Genomic DNA, 16,475 nt, shown 5'->3' with positions numbered 1-16,475 from the left:
CGCCGAGCGATCAGTGGTACAGCAAGTTGATCGCCACCAAGGTGATCACGAGCACCAGCGTAGTGAGCGGCAGGCCGACGCGGAGGAAGTCCTTGGCGCGGTAGCCACCGGGGCCGGCGACCATCATCAGGGCGGGGTGGCCGGAGCTGAGCAGGAAGGTGTTGGACGAGGATACGGCCACGATCAACGCATAGGCCGAGGGGTTGCCGCCGGTGGCCACGGCCACGCTGATGGCGATGGGCACCATCATCACGGTGGCGCCCACGTTCGACATCACCTGCGAGAACATGAGCGTGAGCACGGCCAGCGACAGCTGCAGGACCCAGTGCGAGGTATGGCCCAAGTGCTGCAACACGCCCTGCGCCAGCCACGCGGCCGCGCCGGTGGCGTCCATCGACCAGCCCAGCGGAATCAGGCAGGCGGTGACGAAGATGGTCTTCCAGTTGATCGCCTTGTACGCCTCGTCCATGTTCAACACGCCGGTGAGCAGCATGCCGACGGCGCCGGTCATCATGGCCACGGAAAGGTCGAGGTGGGTGAACAAGGCCAGGCACTTGGCCAGCACGAAGAAGCCTACCGCTTGCCACACTTTGCCGGGACGCTGTTCTTCCTTCGGAATATCGGTGACCACGACGAGGTCCTTGTCCTCGGTGGCAAGGCCCAGGTCGCGCCAGCTGGAATGCAGCACCAGGGTATCGCCGGCGCGCAAGCTCACCGAGCGCACGTCGTCGCGATACACCTGGTCGCCGCGATTCACGGCCAGCACTGAGATGCCGTAGCGCTTGCGCAGGCGCAGGTCGCCGACAGTCTGCTTGAGGAAGCGCGAGCTGGGCGGAATCACCGCTTCGGAAATGCCTGCGCGGGTAGGATTGAACAACTCACCCAACTGGCGCATGCGCGGCGACAGCTTGCACAGCTGATTGTTGGCGAACTGGTTGAGCTGTTCGCGCGGCCCCAGCACGCCGAGCACGGAGCCGACCCAGATGACGTGGTCCGCTGGCGGCGCCATGCGCGCATCATTGCCGCTCTTGATGGCGAGGATCAGCGGCGCACCATAAAGCTGTTCGACTTCGCCGATGCTCATGCCGACCAGTGGGCTTTCTGCCGTCACGGTAAGTTCGGCGGTTTCGCCGACGATGCCGTAGGTGTCGGCAAAGTAGCTCTCGGTGCGTCCGGGCGTGACCTTGAGGCGTTCGTCCTCGCGCTCGGGCAAAAGCTTCTTGCCGAAGAAGTAGAAGAAGCCGACACCAGTGAGCGCCAGCACCAAGCCTACCGGGGTGACGCTGAACAGGCCGAACTTGGGAATCGTGTGCGCACCCGCGGGCAGGTTGGCGTTGGCGCTGGCCACCAGGTCGTTGAGCACGATCAGCGGCGAGTTCGCGATCAGCGTGGTGTTGGTGGCGGCGAGTATGCAGAACGACATCGGCAGCAGCAGCCGCGAGATTGGCACGCCGGTACGCGCAGCGAGACGGCTGGTCACCGGTATCATCAAGGCGGCCAGCGCCTGGCTGGGAATCACCGCACTGAACAGGCTGGCGACGAGGTTGATCACCAGGCCCAGGCGCGATTCGACGCCACGCGCCATGCGCATCACGAAGCTGGCGGTGAGTGTGAGTACACCGGCACGGTCCAGCCCCGCGCCCATGATCATGATCGCGATGATCGCGATGACGGCGTTGCCGGCGAAGCCATTGAAGACGCGCTCGGAGGGAATCAGGCCGGTAAGGCCGATCGCCACCACGACCAGCAGCGCCACCATGTCGGCGCGGATCCATTCCAGCACCAGCATCAGCATGGTGAAGCCCACCAGCCCGAGCACCAGAATCATTTCGGGGGTGAGCGAAAGACCCACTAGCGCGCGTCCCCTTGCCGGGCGGCCTGGCGATGGATGGTGCTGGGCAGTGGAAGCTTCACGCTGCGACGACTCGTCCCTGTTTGAGGGGCGAGTATAAGCGGGTCGTGATGAGTGCTGGTGAACTGCGTCCGCACAACGGAACAGCATTTGATTCCCTCTCTCCCACAGGGACTACCTTCGGGTCGCCCGTTGGGAAGAGGGAGCAAGTGCTTAGGCCTTGCGGTAAAGCAGATCCCACACGCCGTGGCCAAGCTTCAGGCCGCGACGCTCGAAATGGGTCTCGATGCGCCATGCCGGCTTCTCGGCGTACTGGCCGGCAGCGATGTCATTGCGCCAGTCCGGCGCCGCTTCCATCACCTCCAGCATGTGCTCGGCATAGGGCTGCCAATCGGTGGCCAGATGCAGCAGACCCTGCGGTGCCATGCGCGACGCGAGCAGGGCGACGAAGTCGGGCTGGATGATGCGGCGCTTGTTGTGGCGCTTCTTGTGCCAGGGATCGGGAAACCAGATGCGCGTCTCGGCCAGCGTGCCGGCAGGGATCTCGTGCTCCAGCACTTCCACCGCATCGTGCTTGTACAGGCGTACATTGCCGGCATCACGAGCGGCCAGTGCGTTCATCAGCCGGCCCACGCCCGGTCCATGCACTTCCACGCCAATGAAATCGCGAGCCAGGTCGTGCTCGCTGGCCCAGGCCAGCGCCTCGCCGTTGCCGAAGCCGATCTCCAGCACCCGCGGCGCGGAGCGACCGAAACGGGCAACGTAGTCCTGCGGCGTGCCGGCGTAGTCGATGCCATAGCGAGCCCAGTGATCGTCGAAGGCACGCTGCTGGGCCGCCGTCATGCGGCCTTCGCGCAGCACGAAGCTGCGGATGCGGCGCATATAGTCCGGATGCCCGGCGTCTTGGTCGTGGTCGTGCGTATCGCTCATGCCATGGGATGCTCTGATCTATTCAACGGTAGTGTCACCGGTTCTGTTTGCCCGCCGCTGCGTGCTGCGTCGGCGAAGGCAGGCTGGCTGCCTGTCGAGACGGCGCGGCGCGCAGCGGCGGGCAAACAGAACCGGCCCTTCGGGTGATGCCCAGAAAGGCTGCCGGCCGCGGTGCGCGGCTTGCCCAGGCAGCCAGCCTGCGCGGCGCCACGCGCCGCGGCCGGCAGCCTTTCTGGGCATCATGCCACTACCGTTGAATAGATCAGAGCATCCCTTGAATCAGCCGATGGTGCCGTCGATCGGCGAGGAGGCCGAGGCGAAACGCTTGCGCGGGATGCGTCCGGCCTTGAAGGCGGCGCGGCCGGCCTGGATCGCCAGCTTCATGGCATGCGCCATCAGCAGTGGGTCCCTGGCGCCGGCAATGGCGGTATTCATCAGTACGCCGTCGCAACCCAGCTCCATGGCGATAGCCGCGTCGGAGGCCGTGCCCACGCCGGCATCGACGATGATCGGCACCTTGGCGTTTTCGATGATTTCCAGCAGGTTGTAGCGGTTCTGGATGCCCAAGCCCGAGCCGATCGGCGCAGCCAAGGGCATTACCGCCACGCAACCGATCTGCTCCAGGCGCCTGGCCAGAATCGGGTCGTCGCTGGTGTAGACCATCACGTCGAAACCATCCGCCACCAGGATTTCTGCCGCCTTGAGCGTTTCCACCACATCGGGGAACAGCGTGCGCTGGTCGCCCAGCACTTCCAGTTTCACCAGCTTGTGGCCGTCCAGCAGCTCGCGGGCGAGCTTGCACGTGCGCACGGCGTCCACCGCGTTGTAGCAGCCGGCGGTATTGGGCAACAGGGTGAATTCCTCGGGCGGCAGCGCGTCCAGCAGATTGGGCTGGCTGGCATCCTGGCCGATGTTCACGCGACGGATCGCCAGGGTGACGATCTCGGCACCGGCCGCCTGGGTGGCGCGGCGGGTTTCGTCGAAATCCTTGTACTTGCCGGTGCCGGTGAGCAGGCGCGAGCCGTAGCTTTTGCCGGCAATGACGAGCGGATCGGCTGAATCAAGCGTCTTGATGTTCATCGTGATGTCTTGGGCTGCGGGCAACGCCCCATCGGCGTCGCCAGGGAATAGGGATGCTCTGATCTATTCAACGAGGGTCACCGGTTCTGTCTGCCCGCAGATGCGTGCTGCGTCGGCGAAGGCAGGCTGGCTGCCTGTCGAGACGGCGCGGCGCGGAGCTGCGGGCAGACAGAACCGGCCCTTCGGGTGATGTCCAGAAAGCCCGCAGGCCGCGGTGCGCGGCTTGCGCAGGCAGCCAGCCTGCGCTGCGCCACGCCCCACACCCTGCGAACTTTCTGGACATCATGCCACCCTCGTTGAATAGATCAGAGCATCCCTTACGGCGATCAACCGCCGCCGATGGCGTGAACGATTTCGACTTGGTCGCCATCGGTCAGCGCATGGCTCACATGCAGGCTGCGCGGAACGATCTCGTGATTCACTTCCACGGCGACCCGGCGGGTGCCGTAACCGGCCTCCTGCAACAACTGGGCGACCGTCGTGGCGGGGGCGCAGTCGCGTGGACTGCCGTTAAGCGTGATATGCATCCGTGCATTGTAGCGGCTACCGCCACGCTACGAAGAGGGCCCGGCATGGACCGGGCCCTGGTGAGCTACATGAGACGGGCGTCAGTTGTGCTGCTCGTCCTTGCGGCGGTCCTCATTGCGGGGCTGGCTGTGCTGCTGCTCATGCGGCTGGCCCGCGTTCTGGGGTGGGCGCTGCTGCGGCGGTGGCGCGGGATTGCCGCGCGGCGGTTCATAGTTGCGTTGTGGCGCTTCATAAACACGCTGCGGCGGCTGCGGAGCGGGATTGCCGCGCGGCGGTTCAACGTTGCGTTGTGGCGCTTCGTAAACGCGCTGCTGCGCCTGGAATGCGCGCTGCTGGGGTTCGCCGCCCGGCGCTGGCGCATTGCGCGGCTGTTGCACCGCGGGACGCGGGCCGGCGGATTCGCGCTGATAGCGTGGCTCGTTGTCCTGGCTCACGGGGGCACGCTCGACACGCGGCACATTGGGCAGCGCGCCCTGTGCAGGCTGCATGCGTGCGCGATCCGACTCGGCGCTCGGGATGTAGCTCACGCCGGGGCGTGGTTGATTGCCCGGCGTCGCGCGTTCGATCGTCGAATTATCCTCCCTCGAATGCGCGAATCGGGCGGACGGCATGTCACCTGGACGCGTGGCCGCGCGCTCGTTGTCCTGCACGGCCGGCTGGCGCATGTCGGGCGTGCGCGAGCCATTGGCGCCCGCTTGCACGGCCGGTCCCGCCGTCGACGGCTCGACGGCACGATTCGGTGCGGCGGCACTTGCTGGGCGGTTGCCCTCCCCCTGCCCATTGAGCAGACGAACATTGCCCGGGCGCTGGAAGGCGCGCGGCTCACCCGTCGGAGTGTTTGCGGTACGCCCCGCAAAGGCCGCGGCCGGGGCGTGGCGAGCCACTACGTCGCGCTGAAAGCCGCCCGCCGGCAAGGCGCGAGTTGCCGCCGCGCGCGACGGCGCAAAGCTGGCCTGCCCTGGCTGCACGCCGGCGCCGCGCGGCATCACCTGGGCCGCGGCGAAGTGCTGCGGGTCCATCGCCGCCATGTGGTGCTGAGCATTGCGGGCCGCCGCGAAGTCCTGGCCGGACATGGCGGTAAAGGCGTGCGGAACCTCGCGATTGACATAGTGCTCATTCGGCATCGGCCGGCCATCGCGGAAGTAGTTGTAGTGATTGTTGATGTTCTCCATCACCACGTTGTGGCCGCGACGCTCGTAAATATTGGTGACGTTGACGTTGGTGTAGTAGCCGCGACTGGCGTGATACCAGGGGTTGTAGACCTCATGCGGGCCCAGCGGGAACCAGCCCACCGGGGCGCCGTGACCACCGCCGACAAAGGTGACCAGGGCAGGCGCATAGACCGGTCGCTCCCTGACCGGGCCGGGGACCCAGCCCCAGTTGCCGCGCACATGGGCCCAGCGGCCGTAGTGGTACGGCGCGAAGCCCCACGGTGAATCGTCCACCCAGGTCCAGCCCCAGGGCGCGATATAGGCCCAGTGGCCATCGCGATACGGTGCCCAGCCCACCGCCACATTGGACGGATACCAGACTTGTCCGTATTCGGGGTCGGCCTGCCAGTTGCCGTACTGGTTCAGGTCCTGGCCGCCGACGACTTCGTTGGAAACATAGCTGTCCGACTGCGATTGCTCCTGTGTGTAGCGCCGGTCGCGGCTATTGCTCCAGGCGTCGAAGTCGTCGCCGCCGTTGATATCGCTGATCACCACGTTATTGAGCGAGGAATCGGCGAACTCGTAGCTGCGCCCTCCGACGATATTGCGCTGTGTATTGCCTTCCCCATAGACGACGGCTCGGCCGTCGGCAGCGATGATGCGCGTGGATTTGCCGTCGTCGCCGATGTCGACACGGAAGCTGCCAGGTTGATCCACCACGAGCGCCACGGTAGGTGTATCGATCTCGTAACTCTGGCCCTCGGCCAGGCCGTGCACGGAGAGATTCAGGGCGCCCTGGGTAAGTTCCACCTGGGTCAGCTGATCGTTGAGCGTGAGAAAACCGAAGTCCGAATCGTCCGCGATACGCAGCGTGCCGCCGCCCAGTTCCAGCTCGGCGCGGGCGTCTTTCCCGGTGGAAAGACGGTCGCCGGTGGTCAACGGGCGATTGAGGCTGGCGTCGCCCCAGTCCTTCGTGCCTGCTGGCAACAAGCCGACGTCGCCGCTGCGATAGGACAGGCGCGCCACGCGCGACGGCGGGTCACCCGCACTGCTGTCGTCCGGTGCTTGTGCCTGGGCCTGAGCGAGGCCGCCGACACAGATCAGCAAGGCCGCCGCCAGCCATCGCCAGCCCCGCGGCGACGTCAGGGAAGCAGGAAACACGCGCATCGAGTTCTCCGAAGGGTAGGGCGCGACCCATGTCGCGCGAGCAGGATTCACCGTCACTAAAACGCGCAAGAACCAGCGGACGCTGACGCCGCCATTATGCGGACGGGTGATCCGGTATCGGCAAGGACCTGCCGGGTCCATCGCCGCCCGTGATTCAGCGGGCCGCCATGTCCGGTTCATGCCGCGTTCGGCTGTGGCCGGCGGTTCCCATACTACGCAATCCCGGGTTACCATCGCCGAACCCCGCGGGTGTAGCTCAATGGTAGAGCTGTAGCTTCCCAAGCTACTGACGAGGGTTCGATTCCCTTCACCCGCTCCAACTTGCTCTCGACCCCACCGAGCTTTCTTTCACGTAACCCTGCGGCGTGCGCTGATAATGGCGGATGTGATCACCCTCGGCTGGCGGGAGCGTCTGACGTTGCCGGAACTCGGCATTCCCCTGCTCAAGGCCAAGCTGGATACCGGCGCGCGCAGCAGTTCGCTGCATGTGGACGCGCTGGAAAGCTTCGAGCGCGAGGGTGAAACCTGGCTGCGCTTTGCGGTGAATGTGGGAGGCCGTCATCGGGTCGGCGTGTCTTGCGAAACGCCCGCGCTGGATCGACGTGCCGTGACGGATACCGGCGGCCGGCGAACCTTGCGTTGGTTCATTCGCACCGATGTCATGGTGGCGGGGCAGCGCTTCGCGGTCGACATCAATCTGACGGATCGGCGGCATATGCTGTTTCCCATGTTGCTGGGCCGCACCGCGCTGCTCGGCCGGTTTGCGGTCGATCCTGCACTTTCCTATTCACAGCCACGACCGATCTGGGTCGTGACCACGGGTGTTTCATGAAGATCGCGATTCTCTCCCGCAACACCCGGCTCTATTCGACCCAGCGCCTGGTCGAAGTGGCGCGCGATCGCGGTCACGTCGTGCGCGTGCTCGATCCGCTGCGCTGCTATGTGCGCATTGCGCCCGGCAACATGTCGATTCGCTACAAGGGCAAGGCGCTCAAGGGCATCGACGCGGTGATTCCGCGCATCGGCGTCACCAGCACGTTCTATGGCACGGCCGTCTTGCGTCAGCTGGAGATGATGGGCGTGTACACGCCCAATTCCTCCGACGCCGTGCTGCGCGCGCGCGACAAGCTGCGTTGCCTGCAGATGCTCGCGGCCCAGGGCCTGGACATGCCCGCCACGGTATTCGGCGACAACCCTGACGACACCGCCGATGTGCTGGCCATACTCGGCGAGCCGCCGCATGTGATCAAGCTCAACGAAGGCAGCCAGGGCACAGGTGTCGTATTGGCGGAAAAGCGTAGCGCCTCGCAAAGCGTGATCGAGGCCTTTCGTGGCCTCTATGCCAACTTTCTGGTGCAAGAGTTCATCGCCGAAGCCAAGGGCAGCGATCTGCGTTGCTTCGTGGTGGGCAAGAAAGTCGTCGCCGCCATGCAGCGTGATGCCAGTCCCGGCGAGTTTCGCGCCAACCTGCACCGCGGCGGCACGGCCAGCCCGGCCACCCTTAGCCCCGAAGAGCGCCGCATCGCGGTGAAGGCCGCCTCGGCTTTGGGCCTGGGTGTTGCCGGTGTCGACATGCTGCGCTCCAAGCGCGGCCCGCTGATTCTGGAAGTGAATGCCTCGCCCGGCCTGGAAGGCATCGAGGCGGCCACCGGCGTGAATGTCGCCGCCGCCATCATTGGCTTGCTCGAAACTGAGGGTTCGCCACAGGCATCCGCTACGCCCGCTCGGCGTCGCTAGGCGACTTTTGACCCGGGCGCAGTGCGGGCATAGCATTCCTCACTCCTGCAGGGCGTGTCCCGCGCTGGGGCGCGGCAGGACCAGGGAGGTCGGGATGAAGCTCAAGCTCTCATCGTTGCTGGTGGTGGTCGCGATAGCCTTGGCGCACATGACGCCTGTTCAGGCGAAAAAGGCAACGCCACCCCCCAGCGTCAAAGCGGATACGAAGGATCAGTTCGCTACCGTGGCGAATAGCGTTCGTGAACAGATGGAGCCAGCGGGCCGCTTCGAATTCGTCGACCCTGGCGAGCGCGCCACGGTCGAGAAAGATCTTGGGCAAATGCAGTCGCTATTCGACAAGTTCGGCAGCGTCGATGCGATGGATATGCCCTCGAAGATCCAGCTCTATAACGACCAGTCCGAAGTCAATGCGATCCTGACCCGTCGCGATGGCGATCGCGAAGTCTGCGAGACGGCGCCACCGTTGGGCACGCTGATCCCCAAGACCACCTGTCGCAAATACAGCGATATGGAGCGGGACAGGCGGGACACGGTCAAGATGAAGGACGACATGCTGCACACCATGAATCCGCAGCCCTCGCACTGACGGCCGCTTCGGGTCGGTTGGCGCACGCCGGGCGCCGTCGCCCGGCGCGCGGGGCGCGAAAGCCAGCTTTTTCTGACACGCTGACGGTGGCCCCCTGACGAAGTTTTGACCAGGACCCTGACGCGGCATACCATCCGACGGTCCTGCAAGGCGCGCCCCGAGGGGGGGTGCGGCAGGGGTCGGGAGGAAGGCATGAAGGTCAAACTCTGGTTGCCGCTGGTGGCGGCGACGGTGGTTCTGTTGCAAGTGGCGTCCGTGCAAGCCAAGGAGGCCAAGCCTGATGTAAAGGCAGAGACTAAGGATCAGTTTGCCGCTGTGGCGGATCACGTGCGCCAGCAGATGGGGCCGGGAGGACGGTTCGAGTTTGTCGACAAGACCGAGCACGAAACAGTCGATCGCAATCTGGCGAACATGGAGTCGCTGTACGACAAGTTCGGCACCGTCGACGCCATGGACTCGTCGTCCAAGGTCGCGCTCTACAACAACCAGTCTGAGATCAATGCGATCCTGACCAGGCGCGATGCGGACAAGGAGGTCTGCGAGCAGATCAAGCCGATGGGCTCCAATATTCCCAAGACAGTCTGCCGCACCAATCGCCAGGTCCAGGAAGAAAACGGGGTGGCGCAGCGATATTTGCAGGACATGAAGCAGCAGCAGACGATGAAAGGCGGCAAATAGTTAACATCGAAGTGAGTACCGGTTAACTACTGTGTAACCGTGAGGCCCCTATAAAGGTTTCGCTGCAATTTGCGTGGCACTTCAACCGCGAGGTCGGGTGACAGCAGATTACGGTATCGGGGCAGTAGCTTGGGCCCAGGCGAACGACGCTAAGTCGATCCGCCTGGGCCTTTTTCTTTGGCGATGCCCGTTTTATTCAGCTTGTTGTCCGTCAGCGCCCCTTTCCCGCATGCAAGCTTGTTAAGCTTGCCACCTCGGCCGGCCCCTAGCCCGGCTGCGTATGGAGGACGCATGCGCGTACTGGTGATTGAAGACAACAGCGATATCGCAACCAACATCGGCGATTACCTGGAAGATCGTGGCCATGTGGTCGATTTCGCCGGCGACGGCGTCACCGGTCTGCATTTGGCGGTGGTCCACGACTTCGACGTGATCGTGCTCGATCTCACCCTGCCTGGCATGGACGGCCTCGACGTGGCACGCAAGCTGCGACACGAGGCGCACAAGCAGACGCCGATCCTGATGCTGACGGCGCGCGACGCACTGGAGCAGAAGCTGACCGGCTTCGAATCCGGTGCCGACGACTACATGACCAAGCCGTTCGCCCTGCAGGAGCTATCGGCGCGCCTGGAAGTATTGGCGCGTCGTGGCAAGGGCCCGCAAAGCCGTGTCCTGAAAGTGGGCGATCTCACCTACAACCTCGACACGCTCACGGTCACCCGCGAAGGCAAGTCGATCCAGCTCAATCCCATTGGCCTGAAGTTGCTGCAGGCGCTGATGGAGGCGAGCCCGTCGGTGGTGACGCGACAGGATCTGGAACAGCGTGTGTGGGGGGAGGAGTTGCCCGACAGCGATTCGCTGCGCGTGCATATCCATGGTCTGCGCGCGGCCATCGACAAACCGTTTGAAAAGCCGCTGATCCACACGCGGCACGGTATCGGATATCGGATGGTCGAGCCGGATGCGGTCCAGGCGTAAGCTCAGGTTTCGCCTGGTCGTCTCGTTCGCGCTGTTTGGCTTTGGCCTCAGCGCGTTGTTTGCGATCGCCGCGCTGAACATCCGCGGTCGCGTGGAAGATCAGCTGGTCAACGCCAGCCTGCTTGACGATGCGCATTGGGCCAACCAGCAGGCCCATGACCACCCGGGTACGCCCAGCGGCTCGCGCCTGCTTACCGGCACTGTGCTCAGCGATCGCACGCTCTACAAGGCGCCGCTCTCGTGGCAGAACCTGCCCAACGGCGTGCACGATATCTTCGAGACCGACGAGGAGGGCCAGCGGCATCACTACAAGCTGGCCGTTTACCACGAAAACGGCATCATCAGCTTTATCCGCTATGACGTGTCGCGCGAGGAGCTGGGCAAGCAGCAGCTACTGGTCAGCGTCATTGGCGCGGTCTTCGTGTTCGGCCTGCTTTCGCTTGCGCTCGGCCTGTGGCTCTCGCGCAAGGTACTGAAGCCAGTCAGCGACCTGGCGCGGCGCCTGCGTGACTTTCGCAAAAACGGCAAGGCGGAGCTGCTGGCGCCGCATTTCGCCGACGACGAAGTGGGCGAGCTGGCGCTGGCGCTGGACGAGTACGCGCAACGGCTCACGGCGATGGTCGAGCGCGATCGCGAATTCAATTCCGATGTAAGCCACGAGTTGCGCACGCCGCTGGCGGTCATCGCGAGCACCACGGAATTGTTGCAGGGCTCGCCCGACCTCACCGATAAGTTGCGCGAGCGTTTGAAGCGCATCGAGCGCGCCTCGCGCCAGGCCACGGAGCTGATCGAGGCGTTGCTGCTGCTATCGCGTGCGGAGCGTCGCGGACCGACGCGCGGCGAGACCACCGATGTGGCGAAGGTGGCGGCTGACGTGATCGAGAGTCAGCGTCCGCAGATGCGTGACAAGCCGCTGGGCGTCGAGCTGATGGTCAAGCAGTCGGTGAGCATCAATGCGCCGGCCTCGGTGCTCTCGGTGGCGCTGACCAATCTGATCGGCAACGCGATCAAATACACCATGGAAGGTATGGTGACGGTTGAAGTGAGCGCCAATCGCATCGAAGTGATCGATACCGGTCCCGGCATCAAGCCGGAGGACGCCGAGCGACTGTTCCAGCGCGGCGTGCGTGGTGAAGGCGCGGGCGGCAGCGGCGCGGGACTGGGTTTGGCGATCGTGCGTCGCCTGTGCGAACTGTACGGCTGGGACGTGTCGATGCGACCACGCACCGACACCAATGGCGCCATCGCCAGCATCGTCTTCGGGTAAGGCCTGAAACCCAGCCCTTTCAAGGTCTTTGGTCAACCCCTGGCAAGACCCGAGACATAGGTAACAGACGTGCCAAAACCTGGGTGACAGCGCAGGGACCCGCCGTTGTAGGAGCGCACCCTGTGCGCGATCACGGTGTTACCGCTCCGTTGGCTTATCACTCGGGCCATCCTTGGCCCTCGCCCTGCGGGCAGCTGGCGCTGTGCAAACCGGCCATCCTGCCGGTTTGTCGCGCACAGGGTGCGCTCCTACAGGGGGTTTTGCCTTTGGCCGTGGGCTTCAGCTCTGGGAATGTCCTTCCGGGCCATTGATGGCCCGGTCAAACGTTCAGAGCGATTCCAGCCAGCCCCACTGGTCGTTGGTCTTGCCCGTGAACAGGCCGAAGAACAACTCCTGCAAACGACGGGTGACGCGGCCAGCCTTGCCGCTGCCGATCTGCTTGCCGTCCACCGAGCGAATCGGCGTGATCTCGGCTGCGGTGCCGCACATCAGCAATTCATCGGCGAGGTAGAGGTATTCGCGCGGGAGATCGCGTTCGACCACTTCGATGCCGTCTTCGCGCGCCAGCGTCTTAAGCGTATCGCGCGTGATGCCGGCGAGAATGGAAGCGCTGGCCGGCGTGGTGTGCAGCACACCGTCGAACACCAGGAACAGGTTCTCGCCAGCACCTTCGCTAAGCAGGCCGCTGGAGGCCAGAGCGATGCCCTCGCCGAAGCCCAGACGGCGAGCCTCGCGCGCGATCAGCTGGCCAGAAAGGTAATTGCCACCGGCTTTGGCGCCAGCGGGAATGGTGTTCGGCGCAAAGCGCTGCCAGCTCGACACGCAGGCGTCGATGCCGTTTTCCAGCGCCTCGGGACCGAGGTAAGGACCCATCGGCCACGCGGCCACGGCCACATCGATCGGCGTTTCGGCCGAGAGACCAAAACCACCCAGTCCGCGATAGGCCACCGGGCGCAGATACGCCGCACTGAGGCCGTTCTTGCGGACAACGTCGCGGCAAGCAGCGGCCAGCTCGTCCTGCGAGTAGGGCAGCGTCATGTCGTAGATCTTGGCCGACTGGTACAGGCGCTTGAGATGGTCAGTGAGACGGAAAATGGCCGCGCCATCGGGCGTGGCATAGCTGCGGATGCCTTCGAACACCGAAGACCCGTAATGCAGCGCATGCGCCATGACGTGGGTGGTCGCCTCTTGCCAGGGCTTGATGGCACCGTTCTGCCAGATCCAGTCGGGGTACTGCTGCGCCATGTCGGTTCTCCGGGGAAATCGCGACATGATAACTCGCAGCGTGCCGAGGCGGTTTGACGCCTTCTCCGGAGGCCTGCTGGAAGCTGCCAGGAGCGTGGGGAAATCAGCAGTCCAGCGGGCTCAGCCGCGGCTACGCAACCAAAGGCAACCGAAACGCCGCACCACGGCGTAGTGCGTTTCGTGGGGCACGCCGCTGCCATCGCTGGCCGCCGTGCGTACCACGATTTGCCGATCGGCGGGCGGCGGGGCAGGTACGGCGGAAGGCGCCGGGGCCGCCGCAGGATCCAGCGAACGCTCCAGGCTGCCCAAGTCGCTGGACTGGGACGGCGCCGGTGTTGCTTCCTCCGAGGTGTCGCCGATATCCAGCAACGGGCGTTGCATCAGTTCGCTCATGGAACGGATATCGGCGACGACGGCGGCATGCCCATAACCGCCCCACAGCATCAGCCCGGCTAAACGGTTTGGGTCGTGCCGGCTGAACGCTTCGAGCACGCTCTGGCGGAGCTCGGGCACGCTCGCCGCACATAGCACGGGTGGGGCTATGGACTGTTCTTGTGGCGGGATCGCGTTGGTGGCGTTGGTGGCGTTGGTGGCCTTGGCGGCCGCGGCATCGGCCACTGGCGTCGCCTGCAGCGCCGCACAGGGCTGATCCGTGAACACGGGGTTTCCGTCCGCCCCCATGCAGTGATGAATACCCTCCTGGGCCGCCGCACTCATCGGTAGCAGAAGCAGCAGAAGCAACAGGCGCATACGCGTAGACAGCATCGAACGAGCATACGCCCGCCCAGGCTGCTTAACCGTGCAGTCGATCCAGTATCGCCCGCGTCGCCTGGGCCCTGTTCAAGGTGTAGAAATGCAGGCCGGGAGCGCCGCCCTCCAGCAGCCGACGACAAAGCTGCGCCACCACGTCAGCGCCAAGCTCGCGCACCGATGCCCCATCGTCGCCATGGGCCTGCATGCGTTTGACGATCCAACGGGGAATTTCAGCGCCACACATGTCGGAGAAGCGCTTGAGCTGGGTGAAATTGGAGATCGGCATGATGCCCGGCACGATCGGCACCTTCACGCCGAGGCGGCGTACATCGTCGACGAAACGGAAGTACGCATCGGCGTTGAAGAAATACTGGGTGATCGCGCCGTTGGCGCCGGCATCAATCTTGGCCTTGAAGTGGCGCAGGTCGGCCAGCGCATCATCGGCCTGAGGGTGAATTTCCGGATAGGCGGCCACCTCGATATGGAAGTGGTCGCCGGAATGTTCGCGGATGAACTTCACCAGTTCGGAGGCATAGCGGAAGTCGCCAGGCGAGGCCATGCCCGAGGGCAGGTCTCCACGCAGCGCCACCAGGCGTCGGTAGCCCGCTGCACGATAGCTGTCCAGCAATTCGGCCAGCTCGGCGCGCGTGCCGCCGACGCAGGACAGATGCGGCGCCACATTCAGGCCATGCGTGCTGTGCAGCCGGTGCACCGTTTCGCCCGTGTAGTTGAGCGTCGAGCCACCCGCACCAAAGGTCACCGACACATATTCCGGGGACAGTGACTTGAGCAGCACCGCGGCTTTGTCGAGCTGAGCGCGCTGCTCGTCAGTCTTGGGCGGAAAGAACTCAAAGCTGATGGGCGGCATCGCGACAGGTCCGAAAGTGGCGGTGCTGGAATTATATATCTCTTTTTCGCGATATAGAGATGTCTCAGCAGGCCGCGACAAGGGAAAGACCTGCGACAAACCGCGCCTGAGCCCTACCCGTCGCGCTTGATCTAGATCATGTGCGGCCCAGGGGGTGCCCACCAGACTTGCCCCGAATCAGTCATGCCTAGGAGTGGGCCTCATGGTAGGCGTCGAGGGAACATATAACGACAAGGTCGTGCGGCAATTCGCCGTCATGACCGTGGTGTGGGGCATCGTAGGCATGCTGGTCGGCGTGATCATCGCGACCCAGCTGTACTGGCCCGACCTTACTTTCGGCGTGCCGTGGCTCAGCTATGGTCGTCTCAGGCCATTGCATACCAATGCGGTGATCTTCGCGTTCGGCGGCTCGGCGCTATTCGCCAGCAGCCTGTACGTGGTGCAGCGCACCTGCCACGTACGCTTGCTATCGGACAAGCTGGCGTCCTTCGTATTCTGGGGCTGGCAGCTGGTGATCGTGGGTGCGGCGATCACCTTGCCGCTGGGCATGACCCAGGGCAAGGAATACGCCGAGCTGGAATGGCCGATCGATATTCTCATCACGATCGTCTGGGTCGCCTACGCGGTGCTGTTCTTCGGCACCATCGCCAAGCGCAAGGTCAAGCACATTTACGTCGCCAACTGGTTCTTCGGCGCGTACATCATCACCATCGCGCTGCTGCACATCGTCAACAACCTGGCGATTCCGGCGAGCCTCACCAAGTCGTACTCGGTCTATTCCGGCGCGGTCGATGCCATGGTGCAGTGGTGGTACGGCCATAACGCCGTGGGCTTTTTCCTGACCACCGCCTTCCTCGGCATGATGTATTACTTCGTGCCCAAGCAGGCGGACCGTCCGATCTATTCCTACCGGCTATCGATCGTGCACTTCTGGGCGCTGATCGCGGTGTACATGTGGGCCGGTCCGCATCACCTGCAGTACACCGCGCTGCCCGACTGGGCGCAGTCGCTGGGCATGGTGTTCTCGCTGGTGTTGCTGGCGCCGTCCTGGGGCGGTGCGATCAACGGCATCCTCACCTTGTCGGGCGTCTGGTACAAGCTGCGCACCGATCCGATCCTGAAGTTCCTCATCGTCTCGCTCTCGTTCTACATGATGAGCACGTTCGAGGGACCGATGATGTCGATCAAGACGGTCAACTCGCTCAGTCATTACACCGATTGGGGCATCGGTCACGTGCATTCGGGCGCACTCGGTTGGGTGGCGATGATTTCGATCGGCTCGATCTACGCGATGCTGCCACGTGTGCTCAACCTGTCGAAGATGTACTCGATCAAGTTGATCGACACGCATTTCTGGCTCCACACGATCGGCGTGGTCGTCTACATCGCCACGATGTGGATCGCCGGCGTGACGCAGGGCCTGATGTGGCGCGCCACCGACCCGGAGAACGGCACGCTGGTGTACTCGTTCGTCGAGGCGCTCAACGCCACCAAGCCGTACTACCTGTTCCGCCTCTGCGGTGGACTGATCGTGCTGTCGGGCATGTTGGTGATGGCCTGGAATGTGTTCAAGACTTTCCGGCTGGCAGCAGCAAGTACCGCGCCGCAAGCGGTACTTCCGCCCGATGTTTCGGACGCCCGTGCCTGAGGGAACA

15 protein-coding genes and 1 tRNA gene are annotated in these 16,475 nt (G+C 64.2%); 8 read left to right on the top strand and 8 right to left on the bottom strand.

Annotated elements, in window-relative coordinates:
• Window positions 1-10 precede the first annotated feature (10 nt).
• The 5 genes from ACT01B_RS18400 to ACT01B_RS18380 all read right to left on the bottom strand — a co-directional run bounded on the left by ACT01B_RS18400 (window position 11) and on the right by ACT01B_RS18380 (window position 6,708).
• Complete coding sequence (locus ACT01B_RS18400) at window positions 11-1,828, bottom strand: SLC13 family permease (RefSeq protein WP_445147528.1); 1,818 nt, start codon at window positions 1,826-1,828, stop codon at window positions 11-13.
• 237 nt (window positions 1,829-2,065) lie between these two features.
• Window positions 2,066-2,782: a tRNA (guanosine(46)-N7)-methyltransferase TrmB gene (trmB, locus tag ACT01B_RS18395; protein ID WP_445144650.1), complete on the bottom strand. Its 717-nt coding sequence runs from the start codon at window positions 2,780-2,782 to the stop codon at window positions 2,066-2,068.
• A 279-nt stretch (window positions 2,783-3,061) separates the two neighbouring features.
• Window positions 3,062-3,862 (bottom strand): thiazole synthase, encoded by an 801-nt coding sequence (locus ACT01B_RS18390; RefSeq protein ID WP_445144649.1) that lies wholly within the window; start codon window positions 3,860-3,862, stop codon window positions 3,062-3,064.
• A gap of 326 nt (window positions 3,863-4,188) precedes the next feature.
• Window positions 4,189-4,389 (bottom strand): sulfur carrier protein ThiS, encoded by a 201-nt coding sequence (gene thiS, locus ACT01B_RS18385; RefSeq protein WP_445144648.1) that lies wholly within the window; start codon window positions 4,387-4,389, stop codon window positions 4,189-4,191.
• Between the two features lie 81 nt (window positions 4,390-4,470).
• The gene (locus ACT01B_RS18380) at window positions 4,471-6,708 is read right to left on the bottom strand and encodes a DUF6600 domain-containing protein (protein ID WP_445144647.1); all 2,238 of its coding nucleotides are present in this window, start codon (window positions 6,706-6,708) and stop codon (window positions 4,471-4,473) included.
• Between the two features lie 245 nt (window positions 6,709-6,953).
• On the opposite strand from ACT01B_RS18380, the gene ACT01B_RS18375 reads away from it, so the two are divergent.
• From ACT01B_RS18375 to ACT01B_RS18345, 7 genes are all read left to right on the top strand, one after another.
• Window positions 6,954-7,027: transfer RNA gene (locus tag ACT01B_RS18375), tRNA-Gly, on the top strand.
• 57 nt (window positions 7,028-7,084) lie between these two features.
• Window positions 7,085-7,540, top strand: coding sequence for an ATP-dependent zinc protease family protein (locus ACT01B_RS18370; protein ID WP_445144646.1), 456 nt, complete (start codon window positions 7,085-7,087; stop codon window positions 7,538-7,540).
• Window positions 7,537-8,445: a 30S ribosomal protein S6--L-glutamate ligase gene (rimK, locus tag ACT01B_RS18365; protein ID WP_445144645.1), complete on the top strand. Its 909-nt coding sequence runs from the start codon at window positions 7,537-7,539 to the stop codon at window positions 8,443-8,445. The genes ACT01B_RS18370 and rimK overlap by 4 nt, the downstream gene beginning before the upstream one ends.
• 94 nt (window positions 8,446-8,539) lie before the next feature.
• Entirely contained in the window at window positions 8,540-9,031 is a 492-nt protein-coding gene (locus ACT01B_RS18360) for a hypothetical protein (RefSeq protein WP_445144644.1), read from the top strand.
• Window positions 9,032-9,223: 192 nt separating this feature from the next.
• Complete coding sequence (locus ACT01B_RS18355) at window positions 9,224-9,709, top strand: hypothetical protein (protein ID WP_445144643.1); 486 nt, start codon at window positions 9,224-9,226, stop codon at window positions 9,707-9,709.
• 291 nt (window positions 9,710-10,000) lie between these two features.
• Window positions 10,001-10,687 (top strand): response regulator transcription factor, encoded by a 687-nt coding sequence (locus ACT01B_RS18350; protein ID WP_266147878.1) that lies wholly within the window; start codon window positions 10,001-10,003, stop codon window positions 10,685-10,687.
• Complete coding sequence (locus tag ACT01B_RS18345; RefSeq protein ID WP_445144642.1) at window positions 10,671-11,954, top strand: sensor histidine kinase; 1,284 nt, start codon at window positions 10,671-10,673, stop codon at window positions 11,952-11,954. The genes ACT01B_RS18350 and ACT01B_RS18345 overlap by 17 nt, the downstream gene beginning before the upstream one ends.
• Window positions 11,955-12,281: 327 nt before the next feature.
• Here the strand turns inward: ACT01B_RS18345 and ACT01B_RS18340 are convergent, their stop codons facing one another.
• The 3 genes from ACT01B_RS18340 to metF form a co-directional block, all read right to left on the bottom strand.
• Window positions 12,282-13,199: a branched-chain amino acid transaminase gene (locus ACT01B_RS18340; protein ID WP_445144641.1), complete on the bottom strand. Its 918-nt coding sequence runs from the start codon at window positions 13,197-13,199 to the stop codon at window positions 12,282-12,284.
• 120 nt (window positions 13,200-13,319) lie between these two features.
• Window positions 13,320-13,949 carry a DUF4124 domain-containing protein gene (locus tag ACT01B_RS18335; protein WP_445144640.1) on the bottom strand — a complete coding sequence of 210 codons (630 nt, stop codon included), beginning with the start codon at window positions 13,947-13,949 and terminating at the stop codon, window positions 13,320-13,322.
• A 43-nt stretch (window positions 13,950-13,992) separates the two neighbouring features.
• The gene (metF, locus tag ACT01B_RS18330) at window positions 13,993-14,820 is read right to left on the bottom strand and encodes a methylenetetrahydrofolate reductase [NAD(P)H] (protein ID WP_445144639.1); all 828 of its coding nucleotides are present in this window, start codon (window positions 14,818-14,820) and stop codon (window positions 13,993-13,995) included.
• A gap of 202 nt (window positions 14,821-15,022) precedes the next feature.
• On the opposite strand from metF, the gene ccoN reads away from it, so the two are divergent.
• Window positions 15,023-16,468 (top strand): cytochrome-c oxidase, cbb3-type subunit I, encoded by a 1,446-nt coding sequence (gene ccoN, locus ACT01B_RS18325; RefSeq protein ID WP_445144638.1) that lies wholly within the window; start codon window positions 15,023-15,025, stop codon window positions 16,466-16,468.
• Window positions 16,469-16,475 lie beyond the last annotated feature (7 nt).

The sequence above is a fragment of the Dyella sp. Tek66A03 genome (assembly GCF_052567735.1).
This window is presented reverse-complemented; position numbering and strand designations above follow the sequence as displayed.